This window comes from Streptomyces sp. NPDC093544, from assembly GCF_040683495.1.
Lineage (GTDB): Bacteria > Actinomycetota > Actinomycetes > Streptomycetales > Streptomycetaceae > Streptomyces.
Genome location: NZ_JBFBEA010000023.1, coordinates 55,737 through 70,511, shown reverse-complemented (window position 1 = coordinate 70,511; position 14,775 = coordinate 55,737). Strand labels below are relative to the sequence as shown.

At 68.5% G+C, this 14,775-nt stretch carries 15 protein-coding genes; 7 read left to right on the top strand and 8 right to left on the bottom strand.

Annotated elements, in window-relative coordinates; genetic code table 11:
• Positions 1–8 precede the first annotated feature (8 nt).
• The gene (locus AB0N66_RS31190) at positions 9–860 is read right to left on the bottom strand and encodes a carbon-nitrogen family hydrolase (protein WP_365441285.1); all 852 of its coding nucleotides are present in this window, start codon (positions 858–860) and stop codon (positions 9–11) included.
• Between the two features lie 154 nt (positions 861–1,014).
• Here AB0N66_RS31190 and AB0N66_RS31185 point away from each other — a divergent pair, with 154 nt between their 5' ends.
• Positions 1,015–1,839 (top strand): maleylpyruvate isomerase family mycothiol-dependent enzyme, encoded by an 825-nt coding sequence (locus AB0N66_RS31185; RefSeq protein ID WP_365441283.1) that lies wholly within the window; start codon positions 1,015–1,017, stop codon positions 1,837–1,839.
• 107 nt (positions 1,840–1,946) lie between these two features.
• Here AB0N66_RS31185 and AB0N66_RS31180 read toward each other — a convergent pair whose 3' ends face one another.
• Both AB0N66_RS31180 and AB0N66_RS31175 read right to left on the bottom strand, forming a co-directional pair.
• Positions 1,947–3,245, bottom strand: a complete 1,299-nt coding sequence (locus tag AB0N66_RS31180; protein ID WP_365441281.1) for an MFS transporter — start codon at positions 3,243–3,245, stop codon at positions 1,947–1,949.
• Entirely contained in the window at positions 3,242–3,892 is a 651-nt protein-coding gene (locus tag AB0N66_RS31175) for a GntR family transcriptional regulator (RefSeq protein WP_365441406.1), read from the bottom strand. Before AB0N66_RS31175 ends, AB0N66_RS31180 begins: the two co-directional genes overlap by 4 nt.
• Before the next feature lie 238 nt (positions 3,893–4,130).
• Here AB0N66_RS31175 and AB0N66_RS31170 point away from each other — a divergent pair, with 238 nt between their 5' ends.
• Both AB0N66_RS31170 and AB0N66_RS31165 read left to right on the top strand, forming a co-directional pair.
• On the top strand, positions 4,131–5,027 hold the full coding sequence (locus tag AB0N66_RS31170) for a serine hydrolase (RefSeq protein WP_365441279.1): 897 nt from the start codon (positions 4,131–4,133) through the stop codon (positions 5,025–5,027).
• Between the two features lie 198 nt (positions 5,028–5,225).
• Positions 5,226–6,146, top strand: a complete 921-nt coding sequence (locus AB0N66_RS31165) for a Bro-N domain-containing protein (RefSeq protein ID WP_365441277.1) — start codon at positions 5,226–5,228, stop codon at positions 6,144–6,146.
• 118 nt (positions 6,147–6,264) lie between these two features.
• Here AB0N66_RS31165 and AB0N66_RS31160 read toward each other — a convergent pair whose 3' ends face one another.
• On the bottom strand, positions 6,265–6,462 hold the full coding sequence (locus AB0N66_RS31160; RefSeq protein ID WP_365441275.1) for a DUF397 domain-containing protein: 198 nt from the start codon (positions 6,460–6,462) through the stop codon (positions 6,265–6,267).
• Positions 6,463–6,467: 5 nt separating this feature from the next.
• Positions 6,468–7,349, bottom strand: a complete 882-nt coding sequence (locus AB0N66_RS31155) for a helix-turn-helix transcriptional regulator (RefSeq protein WP_365441273.1) — start codon at positions 7,347–7,349, stop codon at positions 6,468–6,470.
• A gap of 260 nt (positions 7,350–7,609) precedes the next feature.
• Here AB0N66_RS31155 and AB0N66_RS31150 point away from each other — a divergent pair, with 260 nt between their 5' ends.
• Positions 7,610–8,086 (top strand): ATP-binding protein, encoded by a 477-nt coding sequence (locus AB0N66_RS31150; protein WP_365441271.1) that lies wholly within the window; start codon positions 7,610–7,612, stop codon positions 8,084–8,086.
• 108 nt (positions 8,087–8,194) lie between these two features.
• Here the strand turns inward: AB0N66_RS31150 and AB0N66_RS31145 are convergent, their stop codons facing one another.
• The 3 genes from AB0N66_RS31145 to pdhA are packed head-to-tail and all read right to left on the bottom strand — an operon-like array spanning position 8,195 to position 11,944.
• Entirely contained in the window at positions 8,195–9,694 is a 1,500-nt protein-coding gene (locus AB0N66_RS31145; protein WP_365441269.1) for a dihydrolipoamide acetyltransferase family protein, read from the bottom strand.
• A 10-nt stretch (positions 9,695–9,704) separates the two neighbouring features.
• A complete protein-coding gene (locus tag AB0N66_RS31140; RefSeq protein ID WP_365441267.1) occupies positions 9,705–10,685 on the bottom strand; it encodes an alpha-ketoacid dehydrogenase subunit beta in 981 nt (326 codons plus the stop codon).
• Between the two features lie 2 nt (positions 10,686–10,687).
• On the bottom strand, positions 10,688–11,944 hold the full coding sequence (pdhA, locus tag AB0N66_RS31135) for a pyruvate dehydrogenase (acetyl-transferring) E1 component subunit alpha (protein ID WP_365441265.1): 1,257 nt from the start codon (positions 11,942–11,944) through the stop codon (positions 10,688–10,690).
• A gap of 380 nt (positions 11,945–12,324) precedes the next feature.
• Here pdhA and AB0N66_RS31130 point away from each other — a divergent pair, with 380 nt between their 5' ends.
• From AB0N66_RS31130 to AB0N66_RS31120, 3 genes are all read left to right on the top strand, one after another.
• Positions 12,325–12,993 carry a response regulator transcription factor gene (locus AB0N66_RS31130; protein ID WP_365441263.1) on the top strand — a complete coding sequence of 223 codons (669 nt, stop codon included), beginning with the start codon at positions 12,325–12,327 and terminating at the stop codon, positions 12,991–12,993.
• Between the two features lie 99 nt (positions 12,994–13,092).
• A complete protein-coding gene (locus tag AB0N66_RS31125; RefSeq protein ID WP_365441261.1) occupies positions 13,093–13,542 on the top strand; it encodes a pyridoxamine 5'-phosphate oxidase family protein in 450 nt (149 codons plus the stop codon).
• Between the two features lie 102 nt (positions 13,543–13,644).
• On the top strand, positions 13,645–14,721 hold the full coding sequence (locus AB0N66_RS31120) for a phosphotransferase (RefSeq protein ID WP_365441259.1): 1,077 nt from the start codon (positions 13,645–13,647) through the stop codon (positions 14,719–14,721).
• The last annotated feature ends 54 nt before the right edge of the window (positions 14,722–14,775 follow it).

Genomic DNA, 14,775 nt, shown 5'->3' with positions numbered 1-14,775 from the left:
ACCTGCCGCTACCGCCCCGGGCTAACGCCTGGGCCCCCGGGCTGACGCCGGGGAGTGTCCAGCCCCAGCAGCCGGTCCTTCAGCGCCGGGAACTGCTCGCGCGTCGACGCGACCCTCGCCGGGTCGAACTCCACCGTGAGGACCTCCTCGCCGGAGCCCGCCTCCGCGAGGACCTCGCCCCACGGGTCGACCACGATGGAGTGCCCGGCCTGGGGAACCCCGGCGTGCGTGCCGGCCGTTCCACAGGCGAGGACGTATGCCTGGTTCTCGACGGCTCGGGCCTGAGCGAGCAGCGTCCAGTGGGAGCGGCGGCGCTCGGGCCAGCCGGCCGCAAGGACGAAGGTCTCGGCGCCCGCGTCGACGAGCCCACGGAAGAGTTCGGGGAAGCGGAGGTCGTAGCAGGTGGCGATGCCGAGGGTGGTCTCCGGCAGGCGGACGGTCACCAGTTCGGACCCGGCCCCCATCAGCACGGCCTCGCCCTTGTCGAAACCGAACCGGTGGATCTTGCGGTAGGCGGCGGCCAGTTCGCCGGAGGGCGAGAAGACGAGGGAGGTGTTGTAGAGGGGTCCCTCACCCGCGGCGGAGCCGCTGTCGGATGCGGCCCGCTCGGGGATCGAGCCCGCGTGCAGCCACACGCCCGCGTCACTCGCCGCCTTCGCCATCACCTCGTAGGTGGGCCCCACCAGCGGCTCGGCCTCCGTGCCGAACTCCTTGTAGGCGAACGCCCCGGTGGTCCACAGCTCGGGCAGCACGACGAGGTCCGCGCCGGCCTGCTCCCTTACCAGAGCCGCCACGCGTGTGCGCCGTGAATCGACGGATTCGGTGTCGTTTACGTCGACTTGGAGGAGAGAGGCGCGCACACTACCACCGTCCTGGCATTCGAGCCGTTGATACGGGCCTACGATCGTCACACCAAAGCACTGCCGGGGTGCCTCACAGCAGCGTAACTTAGCGTCCCAAGACACCCGCTGCCTGTGCACTGACCGCGTCCAATCGCCCGAGGGGTCCCGTTCCGTGAGTCTGCCTCCCAGCCTTCAGTCCTACGCCGACGCCTGGACCCACTCGATCGAAGCGATATCCGAGCTGGTGTCGCCGCTTGTGGAAGGCGAGTGGAACAAGCGGACGCCATGCCCGGGCTGGTCGGTGCGCGACCTCGTTTCGCACGTCATCGGCCTCGACTCCGAGATGCTCGGCGATCCTCGGCCGATCCACACGCTCCCGCGCGACCTGTACCACGTGACGAACGAACACCAGCGGTACATGGAGATGCAGGTCGACGTACGCCGTCACCACACCGCGCCGGAGATGACCTCCGAGCTGGAGTACTCGATCATCCGCCGCAACCGCCAGCTGCGGAACGAGAACCGGAAGCCCGACACCAAGATGCGTGGCCCCCTCGGCACCGAGGTCACCCTCGAACACGCCATGCGGAACCACGCGTTCGACGTGTGGGTGCACGAGCAGGACCTCCGCGCCGCCCTCGGCCGGCCCGGCGACCTCGACTCCCCGGGCGCGTACCTCGCCCGCGACGAGCTTCTCGCCGCCCTCCCGAAGGTGGTCGCCAAGGACGCGGGCGCGCCCACGAGTTCGGCGGTCGTCGTCGACGTCCACGGGCCGGTGGAGTTCCTCCGGACGGTCCGCGTGGACGCCGACGGCAACGGCTCGATAGACGGCGCGCCCTCGCTCGGCCCGGCCGCCACCCTCACCCTCGACTGGGAGACGTACTTCCGGCTGGCCTGCGGGCGCGTGACGGCCGACGCGGTCGCCGACCGCATCAAGACGGAGGGCGACCCGGAACTGACGACGGCGATCCTCAGGAACTTCACGGTTACGCGGTAGTTGGTCTTCAGCTCCTCCGGCGTTTGAGGAGCGGGGTGTGGGGCGGAGCCCCAGGTACGGGAAGGGCAGGGGCGGAGGGGGCGAAAGAATGCCCCAACTCCCACCCCCTACGCCGGAACGTGCACCGTCTCCACCCGACTGGCAACCAACCGCTCCCGCTCCCGCCGAGCCGCCTGCTTCCGCAACCGGAAGATCTGGCTCAGCCCCACCGCCTGAAGAACGAACACGGACGAGAAGGCGAGCCGGTAACTGCCACCGGTCGCGTCCAGCAGCACGCCGATCGCCAGCAGCGTGGTCATGGAGGCGACGAATCCCCCCATGTTGGTGATCCCGGACGCGGTCCCCTGCCGCTCGGGCGGATTGGCCGGCCGGGCGAAGTCGAACCCCAGCATGGAAGCCGGCCCACAGGCCCCGAGCACCGTGCACAGCACAACCAGCACCCACATCGGCGCGTACTCCCCGGGGTACACCAGCACCCCCGCCCATACGACGGCCGTCGCGGCGACCGTGCCGAGCGCCAGTGGAAGCCGCGCCGCGTGATGCCGGGCGACGATCTGCCCGTACACCAGCCCCACCACCATGTTGGACAGCACGACGAGCGTCAGCAGCTCACCGGCGGTGGCCCGCGAAAGACCCTCCGCCTCGACGAGGAACGGCAAGCCCCACAGCAGCAGGAACACCATCGCCGGGAACTGCGTGGTGAAGTGCACCCACATCCCGAGCCGCGTCCCGGGCTCCCGCCAGGACGCCGAGATCTGACGCCGGACGTACGCGGCCCCCTGGTGCGGGAACGGCTCCGGCTCGTGCCCCTCGGGGTGGTCCTTCAGGAACAGCAGCATGAGGACCAGTACGACGACACCGGCGCCGGCGCTGCCCGCGAACGCCGCCGTCCACCCGACCCCGTGCAGCAGCCGGGCGATCACCAGCGTCGAGACGAGGTTGCCCGCCATGCCCACCAGGCCCGCGAGCTGTGCGACGAGCGGCCCGCGCCGGGCGGGGAACCACCGTGTACCGAGCCGCAGCACGCTGATGAAGGTCATCGCGTCGCCGCAGCCGAGGAGCGCGCGCGAAGCGAGCGCCATCTCGTACGAGGGGGAGAACGCGAAGCCCAACTGCCCTGCCGTGAACAGCACTACGCCGATGGTCAGCACCTTCTTGGTGCCGAGACTGTCGACCAGCAGGCCCACGGGTATCTGCATGCCCGCGTAGACGAGAAGCTGGAGGATCGAGAAGGTGGAGAGGGCGGAGGCGTTGATGTGGAAGCGGTCCGCCGCGTCGAGGCCGGCCACCCCCAGCGACGTACGGAAGATGACGGCGACGAAGTAGACGGAGACGCCCACGCCCCAGACCGCGATGGCCCGCCTACCGCCGGGCGGATCCCCGGGCAGCGTGGCTGAGGAACTCATCGGACCTCGCCCCGGGCAAGGTTGGAGAACCAGCTGACGTGCCCGTGGATGAGGCCGACGACGGCCTCCGCGTCACCGGAGCGCAGCGCCTGGAGAATCTGCTCGTGCTCGACGAGCGTCTTGGTGATCCGGTCGGGGTGGGCGTGCATCACGGCTACGCCCATCCTCAACTGCCGGTCGCGGAGCTGGTCGTAGAGCCGGGAGAGGATCTCGTTGCCGCCGCTGCGGACGATCTCTGCGTGGAAACAGCGGTCGGTGACGGCCGCGGCGGCCAGGTCCCCGGCGGCGGCCTGCTCCTTCTGCTCGGCGAGCAGTTCCTCCAGGCGGGCGATGAGCTGCGGCGATGCCGGTACGGCCTTGCGCGCCGCGTGGCCCTCGACGAGCTGCCGCGTCTCCACGACGTCCGCGATCTCCTGCGCGGAGACGGGCAGGACGAGCGCGCCCTTCTTCGGGTAGAGCTTGATCAGCCCCTCCACCTCGAGCCGGAGCAGCGCCTCACGCACCGGCGTGCGCGAGACCCCCACGGCCTCGGCGAGCTCACCCTCGGTGAGCAGCGTGCCGCCTCCGTAACGGCGTTCCAGGACACCCTGCTTGACGTGCGCGTAGACGCGTTCGGCGGCGGGGGGTTGTTTCACGGGAGCGGTCATCGGCGCGGGAGCGGTAGTAGTGGGCGGGGTCACTGCGGGGGACGGCGCGGAGGGCATGCGCACAGCATAGATACAACACGTACGCATCGTCGCGCCCCTTCCAGAATGCGGACGCGGGACGCACGAACACTTCTTCAATTAACCGCACAACCTTTCGTGCGACTTACGTGTCACACGAGAGGCGGCACTCCCATGTAGCCGCGCTCCTTGGGCATTTAACGTAATCGGGGTAGGAAACTTGATAACCGGCATTAAGGGCACGCGCGTCCGCAGAGCTGCCGCCGTAGTCGTCACGACCGGCGCCATGATCGCGACCGGAGCCCTCAGCGCGGCTCCCGCACAGGCCCTCACCACGCCCACGATCGCCGCCAAGGGCGGCTACGTGATGAACAACGGGACGGGCACGTCCCTGTACACGAAGAAGGCGGACACCCGCCTCTCCACCGGCTCCACCACCAAGATCATGACCGCCAAGGTCGTGCTCTCCCAGGCGAACCTCAACCTGGACGCCAAGGTCACGATCCAGAAGGCCTACAGCGACTACATCGTGTCGAAGGGCGCCTCCTCCGCCCACCTGATCGTCGGCGACAAGGTCACCGTCCGTCAGCTCCTCTACGGGCTGATGCTGCCGTCCGGCTGCGACGCCGCGTACGCCCTCGCCGACAAGTTCGGCACGGGCACGACGCGTGACAAGCGCGTGAAGTCGTTCATCGCCAAGATGAACACCTCCGCGAAGAACCTCGGCCTGACGAACACGCACTTCGACTCGTTCGACGGCATCGGCAGCGGCTCCAACTACTCGACGCCCCGCGACCTGACGAAGATCGCCAGCAGCGCGCTGAAGAACTCCACGTTCAAGACGGTCGTGAAGGCGAAGTCGTACACGGCGAAGACCATCACGAAGACCGGCTCCACCCGCACCATGGGCAAGTGGACCAACACGAACGGTCTGCTCAGCAGTTACACCGGCACGATCGGCGTGAAGACCGGCTCCGGCGCCGAGGCCAAGTACTGCCTCGTCTTCGCGGCCACCCGCAACGGCAAGACCGTCATCGGCACGGTCCTCGCCTCCACGTCCATCACCGCCCGTGAATCGGACGCGAAGAAGCTGATGAATTACGCCTTCGCGAAGTAACCGGTAGTTTCCGGGATTTCAGGCATACGGGAAGGGGGCCTGCCGCGTAAATGCGGCGGGCCCCCTTCATGTGCTCACCACGTTCTGGGGCACCTGCGCAGGGATTTGCGTGATCTGCGCTCGGAGTGATGAACATCCCGGATCCTGTTGGCATATGCGTTGTATGTCGATCTACGTTCCGCCGAGGAGGTGGTTCGTATGAGCGAACACGACACGACGTCGACCACAGCGTCCCGGACCGACGCGATCGACATCAACGACTTCGTGTACGGGGCTACAGGGGCCCGGGTGCGGAGGCTGACGATGCCGGACGGGAGCCATTGGTTTCCGGCGGCGGATGTTCTCGGCGAGCTTGGGTACACCAACCCGAGAAAGACCCTGAAAGATCACGTGCCGGACGAATTCCGAACCCAACTCGAAAGCGTAACCACACGTTACGCTTTGGACGTTCCGGCTGGTCACGGCTTCAAGAAGTCGATGAACATGGTGAACCTGAACGGGCTCATCATGCTCATCGCGGCTACGACGAAGCCGGAGACGCGGCCCTTCAAACAATGGGTCGCGGAAGTCATCATCACGGTCCAGCGAGACGGTTCGTACGCCCTCCCCAAGGCGGAGGTACAGCCCCGCGACCCGGGCGGTCCCGTGGCGTACGCGATGCCCGCGCAGGTCGCCGACGCGATCATGCGGCTCGAGGAGCGCAACGTACGGCTGGACGAGGAGTTCGCCGAGGCGCAACGGGCCTCGGCGCGAGTGCAGTCCCGGATGGCGGATGCCATGGATCGGATCGCGGACGCGCTGGAGGCGTTCCGTCCTGTCACGGCGGAGCGCCCGGCAGCTCCGGCGGACCCGTACCGGCCGAGTGCCGAAGCCCTCCTCGCGGACTGGAAGTCACGGATGTCCGTGACCGAGGACGTGTGGGCCGTGGCTGTCACGATCGCACCCGTGCTTGCCGAGCACGGTGAGATCCGGATGTCGCTGGAGGCTCTCGCGGCGCGGACGGGCCTGAACGCCCATCGGGTCAACGAGTGCCTGCGGTTCATGCGAAGGCATGCGTGCATCCGATCCAGGGGCGGCGCGGAGGACGGCGCACTCGTCTACGTACTGGATCGGCCTTGACCGCAGCCGAGTGAGGGTGGTTGAGCGGCCGGTCGCAAGTCGAGTTTGCGGCCGACCGCTCGGCGCCTGAGCGTACGTGACGGGGGCCGGCGTGTGCCGGTTTCCGTACGTTTCGCCGTCAGGCGTCGGCATCTTGTGCGGCGGCGAACCCGGCGAACGCCGCCCAGGCGGAGGGGGCGACGCGGAGTATGGGCCCATCCACGTCCTTGGAGTCACGGACGGCGACGGTGCCGGGGATGTTGGGGGCGACTTCGACGCACTGTTGTCCGGCATCGCCGCCGCTATAGGTGGACTTCACGAACACAAACTCGGTCACCGGGTCTACATCTCCTTGCGAATGGCTTCGATCAGTTCGAGAGCGTTGCGTTCCGCCAGCCCCATCCGCGCGATGCGATCGAAGATCCGGCTGTGCCGGGTGGCGTCCTCCTCGCTCTCCAGCCAAAGCGTAGAAGAGGGTACGTCCATATGTACGACGTCCAGAGCCCCGGGTTCAGCGAACGAGACAATGCTGAACGCCCCGATCATGCCCGGGTTGGCACCGGCCAGAAAGGGCACAACCTGTACCTTCACCGTGCCCATGTGCGCCAGGTCCAGCAGATGCCCCAACTGTTCCTTCATCACGTCGCGGCCACCGACGAGTTGGCGTAGCGCCCCCTCGTGTATCACCGCCCACAGCTCCAATGGTCGGTCCGATCGCAGTCGCGCCTGGCGGGCCAGCCGCGCCTCCACGAAAGGTTCGATCTCGCCCGGGTCCTCCCAGGACCCCGCACCGACGGCCACGGCCCGCGCGTAGTCAGGCGTCTGCAACAGGCCTGGGACGAAGGCAAGTTCCCAGGTGCGCATACTCGTGGCGATGTCTTCCAGGGCCACGTACTCGATCATGGCAGGAAGCTGCGGGTACTGATTCCACCAGCCGCGGGCCTTGCGTCTCTCACGGTCCGTCCGCGCAAGCGTCAGCAGCCTCCCGAGCACCGCCTCGTCGTTCTCGCCGTACAGGTGACACAGCGCACGGATGTCCGGATCACGCATCGGCACCCACCCGCGTTCCATCTTCGCGACCTTGGCCACCGACGCCGACAAAGTCTCGGCTGCATGCGGCTGACGCAGCCCGCACGCCTCGCGCATACGCAGTAGCTCGCCACCCAGTCGGCGCGCCAGCACCGTCGACACTGACGTACCGCGATCAAGGTTCCTACCTGTCATCCCAGGCTCCCTCCCACTGAGTCGGTCACAGTCTGTGCCGTCTCCGCACTGCGAGCAAGCAAGTTCGAGTAGATATTTCTCGCACAGAACTTGAACACAGTTGCTCACGGACGTTACCGTCAGTACTCAATCGCCCACCCAGCGACACCAGTTGGCGGAAGTGCACCGCGCTGCCCACCCCAGGGCCGTACGGCTGAGCCACCTCCCCCCACCCACCTGGCAGCCGCCCGGGCACCCGGCCCGCACAAGGAGGTGCGCCCATGACCGGCTCCTGCGACCCCGACCGCCCCAAGAACAATCCGCACAGGCCCGACCGCTACGACGCCGTCAGCTACACCCCGTATCCGCAGAGCATCCCCCGCGCGCGCAGACGGGTGGCCCGCCTCGCCGCCGAGTGGGGCCATCCCGGCGCAGCCGGTGACGCGGCGCTGCTGGCAAGCGAGTTGTGCACGAACGCGCTGCTGCATGGATGTCTGCGGGACCGGCTGTTCCGCGTGGAGACGTCGCTCATCGGCCAGGTGTTACGGATCGCCGTCACCGATCCGAAGGGCGAGCGCCTGCCGGAGCCCCGTACGGCGCAGGACAGCGACCAGTTCGGGCGAGGCCTGCTCATCGTTCGCGTGCTCGCCAGCCGCTGGGCCGTCGAGAACCTCACCGTGGGCAAGACGGTCTGGGCGGAACTGAATGGTGCCGACGAAGGCGGCGATTGTGCCGAGAGTCCCAGCGGCACGCCGTAGGCGCGGCGTGTCGCTGGGACTCAACTACCAATTGGCTAAAGACGTCTCACCGAACTGAACGGATTCGCCGACGGGACTCTTCACGGACGACAGCCCGGGGTTCTCGGGTCACGCCCAAGTAATCAGCCGCTTCGGCTGCTCCAGGATCGCCGCCACATCGGCCAGCACCTTGGAGCCCAACTCCCCGTCCACCAGGCGGTGGTCGAAGGACAGCGCCAGCGTGGTGACCTGGCGGGGCTTGACCTTGCCCTTGTGGACCCAGGGCTGGAGCTTGATCGTGCCGACGGCGAGGATGGCCGCCTCGCCGGGGTTGAGGATCGGCGTGCCGGTGTCGATGCCGAAGACGCCGACGTTGGTGATGGTGACCGTGCCGCCCTGCATCGCGGCCGGGGAGGTCTTGCCCTCACGAGCCGTGGAGACCAACTCGCCGAGAGACTGAGCCAGTTGAGGCAGGGTTTTGGCGTGCGCGTCCTTGATGTTCGGGACGAGCAGGCCGCGCGGGGTGGCGGCCGCGATGCCCAGGTTCACGTAGTGCTTGAGGACGATCTCCTGAGCGGTCTCGTCCCAGGACGCGTTGATGTCCGGGTTGCGCTTGATGGCGACCAGCAGGGCCTTGGCGATCAGGAGCAGCGGGTTCACCCGCAGACCCTGCATCCCGGACTCGGCGGGGGCCCGCTTGAGCTCCTCGACGAGCTTCATCGTGCGCGTCACATCAACCGTCACGAACTCGGTGACATGCGGCGCGGTGAACGCCGAACCGACCATCGCCGCGGCCGTCGCCTTGCGGACACCCTTGACCGGGATACGGGTCTCACGCGCGGTGTCGTACGAGGCGACGGGCGCCGTGAACTGGGCAGAAGCGGCCACGGGCTGCTGGACGACCGGCTCCGGAGCGGTCGGCGCCAAAGCGGTCGGCGCCGGTGCCACCGCCGCGTGCACATCTTCGCGCGTGATGATCCCGTCCGAGCCGGCCGGGATGATCGTCGCCAGGTCGACGCCGAGGTCCTTGGCGAGCTTGCGGACCGGGGGCTTGGCCAGCGGACGGGCCACCACGGACGCGGAGTGCCCGTGCCCGTGTCCGTTCAGCTCGGCCTGGACGGCCTGGATCGCCGAAGCCGCGTAGACCGGCTCGGCCGCCTGGGCGGGAACCTCGGCGCCCTTGCGGGGGCGCCGCTTGGTGGAGGACACGGCGACGCCGTAGCCGACGAGAACCGGCGTGCGGCCCTCGCCCTTGGGCTGCTCGGACTTGGGCTGCTGGGCCTTGGCCTGCTCGGCGGCGGGCGCTTCAACAGACTCTTCAACAGGCGCCGCGGTGGCCTCGACGGCAGGCGACCCCGCCCCTCCGGCGACCTCCACCGCGATGATCACCTGGCCGACGTCCACCGTCGTCCCCTCGGGGAAACGGAGTTCGCGCACCACACCGTCGTACGGAATCGGCAGCTCCACAGCCGCCTTCGCCGTCTCGACCTCGCAGACCACCTGACCGTCACTGACCTGGTCACCGATCTGTACGTACCACTTGAGGATCTCCGCCTCGGTGAGCCCCTCGCCCACATCGGGCATCTTGAACTCGCGGAGTCCCGACGCGTTCTCAGTCATCGTCGTCACGACCCTCTCCTCAGTACGCAAGCGAGCGGTCGACGGCGTCGAGCACCCGGTCCAGGCCCGGAAGATACTCGTCCTCCAGGCGTGCCGGCGGATACGGCGCGTGATAGCCGCCGACCCGCAGGACAGGTGCTTCCAGGTGGTAGAAGCACCGCTCCGTGATCCGGGCGGCGATCTCCGCGCCCGTCCCCAGGAACACCGGCGCCTCGTGCACCACGACCAGGTGACGGGTCTTCTCCACCGAGACCTGGACGGAGTCGAAGTCGAGCGGGGACATCGACCGCAGGTCCAGGACCTCGACCGACTTCCCCTCCTCCTCGGCAGCCGCCGCGGCCTCCAGACACACCTTCACCATCGGGCCGTACGCCGCCAGCGTCAGGTCGGTGCCCTCGCGCACCACCCGCGCCTTGTGCAGCGGCCCGGGAATCGCCTCCGTGTTGACCTCGGACTTGTCCCAGTACCGCCGCTTCGGCTCGAAGAAGATCACCGGGTCGTCGCTCTGGATGGCCTGCTGCATCATCCAGTAGGCGTCGGACGCGTTCGACGGGGAGACCACCTTCAGGCCCGACACGTGCGCGAACAGCGCCTCGGGGGACTCCGAGTGGTGCTCGACGGCGCCGATCCCACCGCCGTACGGAATGCGAATGACGACGGGGAGCTTGATCTTGCCGAGCGCTCGCGCGTGCATCTTCGCCAGCTGCGTGACGATCTGGTCGTAGGCCGGGAAGACGAAACCGTCGAACTGGATCTCCACGACCGGGCGGTAGCCGCGCAGCGCGAGGCCGATCGCCGTGCCGACGATGCCCGACTCGGCGAGCGGGGTGTCGATGACCCGGTCCTCGCCGAAGTCCTTCTGGAGTCCGTCGGTGACCCGGAAGACCCCGCCGAGCTTGCCGACGTCCTCGCCCATGATCAGGACCTTGGGGTCGGTTTCCAGGGCTTTGCGCAGCGATTCGTTGATCGCCTTGGCCAGCGCCATCTTTTCCGCGGTCATCGCTACTTGTCCTCCCCTTCATCCGCGAACGACGCCTGGTAGGCGGCGAACTGGGCCCGCTCCTCGTCGACGAGCGCGTGCCCGTCCGCGTACACGTTCTCGAAGATGGCGAAGTGGTCCGGGTCCGGCATGGCCCGTACGACTTCGCGTACTCGTTTGCCCAACGCCTCGCTCTCGGCTTCGAGTTCCGCGAAGAATCCCTCGTCCGCGTGGTTTGCGGCCTCGAGATAGGTGCGCAGGCGAAGGATCGGGTCCTTGGCCTGCCAGGACTCGGTCTCCTCATCGGCCCGGTACTTGGTCGGGTCGTCGGAGGTGGTGTGCGCGCCCATGCGGTAGGTGAACGCCTCGACCAGGGTGGGGCCCTCGCCGCGGCGGGCCCGCTCAAGGGCCCACTTGGTGACGGCCAGGCAGGCGAGGACGTCGTTGCCGTCGACGCGAACGCCGGGGAAGCCGAAGCCTTGCGCGCGCTGGTAGAGCGGGACGCGGGTCTGCTTCTCGGTCGGCTCGGAGATGGCCCACTGGTTGTTCTGGCAGAAGAACACGACGGGGGCGTTGTAGACCGCGGAGAAGGTGAAGGACTCGGCGACGTCGCCCTGGCTGGAGGCGCCGTCCCCGAAGTACGCGATCACGGCCGAGTCGGCGCCGTCCTTGGTGATGCCCATGGCGTAGCCGGTGGCGTGCAGCGTCTGTGCGCCGATGACGATCGTGTACAGGTGGAAGTTGTTGGTGTTCGGGTCCCAGCCGCCGTTGTTCACACCGCGGAACATGCCGAGCAGGTTGGCCGGGTCGACCCCGCGGCACCAGGCGACGCCGTGCTCGCGGTAGGTCGGGAAGACGTAGTCGTCCTCGCGGGTGGCGCGCCCGGAGCCGATCTGGGCGGCCTCCTGGCCGAGCAGGGAGGCCCACAGACCCAGCTCGCCCTGGCGCTGCAGTGAGGTGGCCTCGGCGTCGAAACGGCGGGTCAGCACCATGTCCCGGTACAGGCCGCGCAGCTCTTCGGGGGTGATGTCGGCGACGTACGGGTCGTACGTGGCGTCCTTGACCCGCTTGCCCTCGGGGGTCAGCAGCTGAATGAGTTGAGGGCCGGCGCCCGGTGCCTTCTTGGCGCCGGCGCGCTTGGCACCGGTGCTCGCGGCACGCTTCGTCCCGGTCGTGCCGGTGCTCGCGGCGCTCTTCGAACCGGTCGTGCCGGCGCTTGCGGCGCTCTTCGTACCGGCGCTGCGTCGCGGCTTCTGCGCGGCAGTGCTCTCCACGGTCACGTGTACTCCTCCGTCGGTCCGGCCCCCGGGGTTGCCGGTCGGCCAGTGCGGCTCGCCTGCTCCAGTACCCGTGCACGGGGTGGGTGCACTCGGCCGGGAACAGACGTGACAGGTGCCCCGGCGAGTGCCCTGCAACAGCCACGTTACCCAGTGCCTCACAAATCTGTGAGACCCCTCCTGACCTGCGTTTTTGCTCGGATTTCCAACTACTTTTCAGTCGGACGTCCAAGTACATCGCCTCGGTCGGGAACAGCCGCTGGTCACAGCACTGGTAACAGCCTTGCAGGGGGCCGGAACACCGGCACGTTATCCCGGCCACCCCGGGCACGGGAAGAGTTCACCCCGGGGCAGGGCCAATGGCCGTGTGTGACACTGACAGCGTGCATGAAAACGGGAAAATCACCGTATTTCTCCTCGACGATCACGAAGTGGTCCGGCGCGGCGTCCATGAGCTGCTCGCGGGCGAGGACGACATCGAGGTGATCGGCGAGGCCGGCACCGCGGCCGACGCGCTGGCACGGATTCCGGCCACCCGCCCGGACGTCGCCGTCCTGGACGTACGGCTACCGGACGGCAGCGGTGTGGAGGTCTGCCGCGAGATCCGCTCCCAGAACGCGGACATCAAGTGCCTGATGCTGACTTCGTACGCCGACGACGAGGCTCTCTTCGACGCGATCATGGCGGGCGCCTCGGGCTATGTCCTCAAGGCCATCCGCGGCAACGAACTACTCACGGCCGTACGCGAGGTCGCCGCCGGGAAGTCCCTGCTCGACCCGGAGGCCACCGCCCGCGTCCTGGAGCGGCTGCGCGACGGCGGCGGCGCCAAGAGCGACGACAAGCTCGGCCACCTCACCGAGCAGGAGCGCAAGATCCTCGACCTGATCGGCGAGGGACTCACCAATCGCGCGATCGGCGAGCGGCTGCATCTCGCCGAGAAGACGATCAAGAACTATGTGTCGAGTCTGCTGTCCAAGCTGGGGATGGAGCGGCGGTCCCAGGCGGCGGCGTACGTGGCCCGCCTACAGGTGGAACAGCAGCAGCGTCAGTAGGTAGTAGGTGGCCATTGGGGCTTAATTCGGGACTTATGGCCCCCCGTCAGAGGGCTGGTGGCCCTTTTCCCGGTCTTCCGGGTGCCGGAAATTAGTCGTATGCCCGACGCACAGCCGGCCAACGACCAGCCGATCGACGAGCGGTTCGCCGTGGAACTGATCGCCCGCACCGACTACGGCCGGATGGCCACCAGCATGCGCGCGCTGCCCTTCCTCGCGTTCGCCCGGCACATAGTGGCCGACGGCCGCGTCCTGCTGCGCATGCCCCAGAACCTCGGCTACCACCAGGCGTGCGCCGACAGCATCGTCGCGTACGGCACCGACAACCTGGGTTCCGCGCGGCCGGGCGAGGGCCTGTGGACCGCGCAGATCGTGGGCCAGTGCGAGACCGCCGAGCCGACCGAGGTTCAGCTGGAGCGCTTCGGCCCCGCGCCGCGTCTCGTGGACGGCGAGCCCTACGAGCCGGTCTATCTGGGTATCGAGCCGCAGTTCTGCACCGTGCACGCGACGGACGGTGGCCTGGAACGGCGGTTCCAGCACGTTCTGTGACCGATCTTGCGAGCAGTGCGACTGTGTGTGACAAACCCAAGGTCAGAGGCCTTTTCTTGGCCTAGCATCTGCCGCGTGCCGCGCTCTTCCGTACCACCCCCTGTGTCTCACGCGCCCCCTCTGGGCGCCCTCCTCCGCCAGTACGCCGCCGGGTCCGCGCTGACCTGCGAACCCGTCGACCAGGGGCTGCTCAACCGCGGCTACCGGCTGTGCACCACCCGCGGCCGGTACTTCCTCAAGCACCATTTCGACCCGGAGACCGCCGACCCCGCCGCGATCGCCCGCCAGCACCGGGCGACCCAGCGCCTCGCGGACCTCGGCGTCCCGGTCGCCCCGCCGCTGACCGGCACCGACGGCCGCACGGTCGCCGTCGTCGGGGGTCACGCGTACGCACTGCACCCATGGGTCGACGGACGGCACCGGCACGGCGCCCAGCTCACCACGGAGCAGTGCGCGCGGCTGGGGGCGCTCCTGGGTGTCGTCCACGCGAGCCTGGAGCAGGTGATGCCGGCGGAGGGACGCGGGCCGGTGAAACCGGCCGAAGGTGCCGCCCTGTCGGCGGGTACGGCCCTGTCGCCCGCGGCCGCTCCGTCGCCCGGTGCCGCCCCGGCCGACGGTGCCGACCCCGCCGACACCTTCGCGCTCATCGACCACCTGCTCGCCCGCGTGCGCCGCCACCGCCCGTCCGACGCCTTCGACGAACTGGCCCGGCACCGGCTCCTGGAACGGCGCGCTCTCCTGGAACGGCATGCCGACCGACGGCCGCCGCAGGGCGCTTCGGTGGGCTGGGTGCACGGCGACTTCCACCCGTTCAACCTGCTCTACCGCGACGGCGAACCGGCCGCGATCGTCGACTGGGACCGGCTGGGCGTCCAGCCCCGCGCCGAGGAGGCGGTACGCGCCGCGGTGATCTTCTTCGTACGTCCCGTCGGCGCCCTCGACCTGACGAAAGTACGGGCCTACGCGCGCGCGTACCGGCGTACCGCGGGCGCCGCCCCCTCCGAACTCGCCGCCGCCGTGCACCGCGTGTGGTGGGAGCGCCTCAACGACTTCTGGATACTGCGCTGGCACTACGAGCGCGGAGACACCCGCGCCGATCCGCAGTTCCCTGCGGCGTCGGCGCTGGCGGTGTGGTGGACGCGGGAGTACGAGGCGGTGTGCGAAGCGTTCGCGGGGTGATCCCCACGTCTGTGCCCGTGTGCCCGTCCGGTCATAACCCGTCCGGTCACAAAC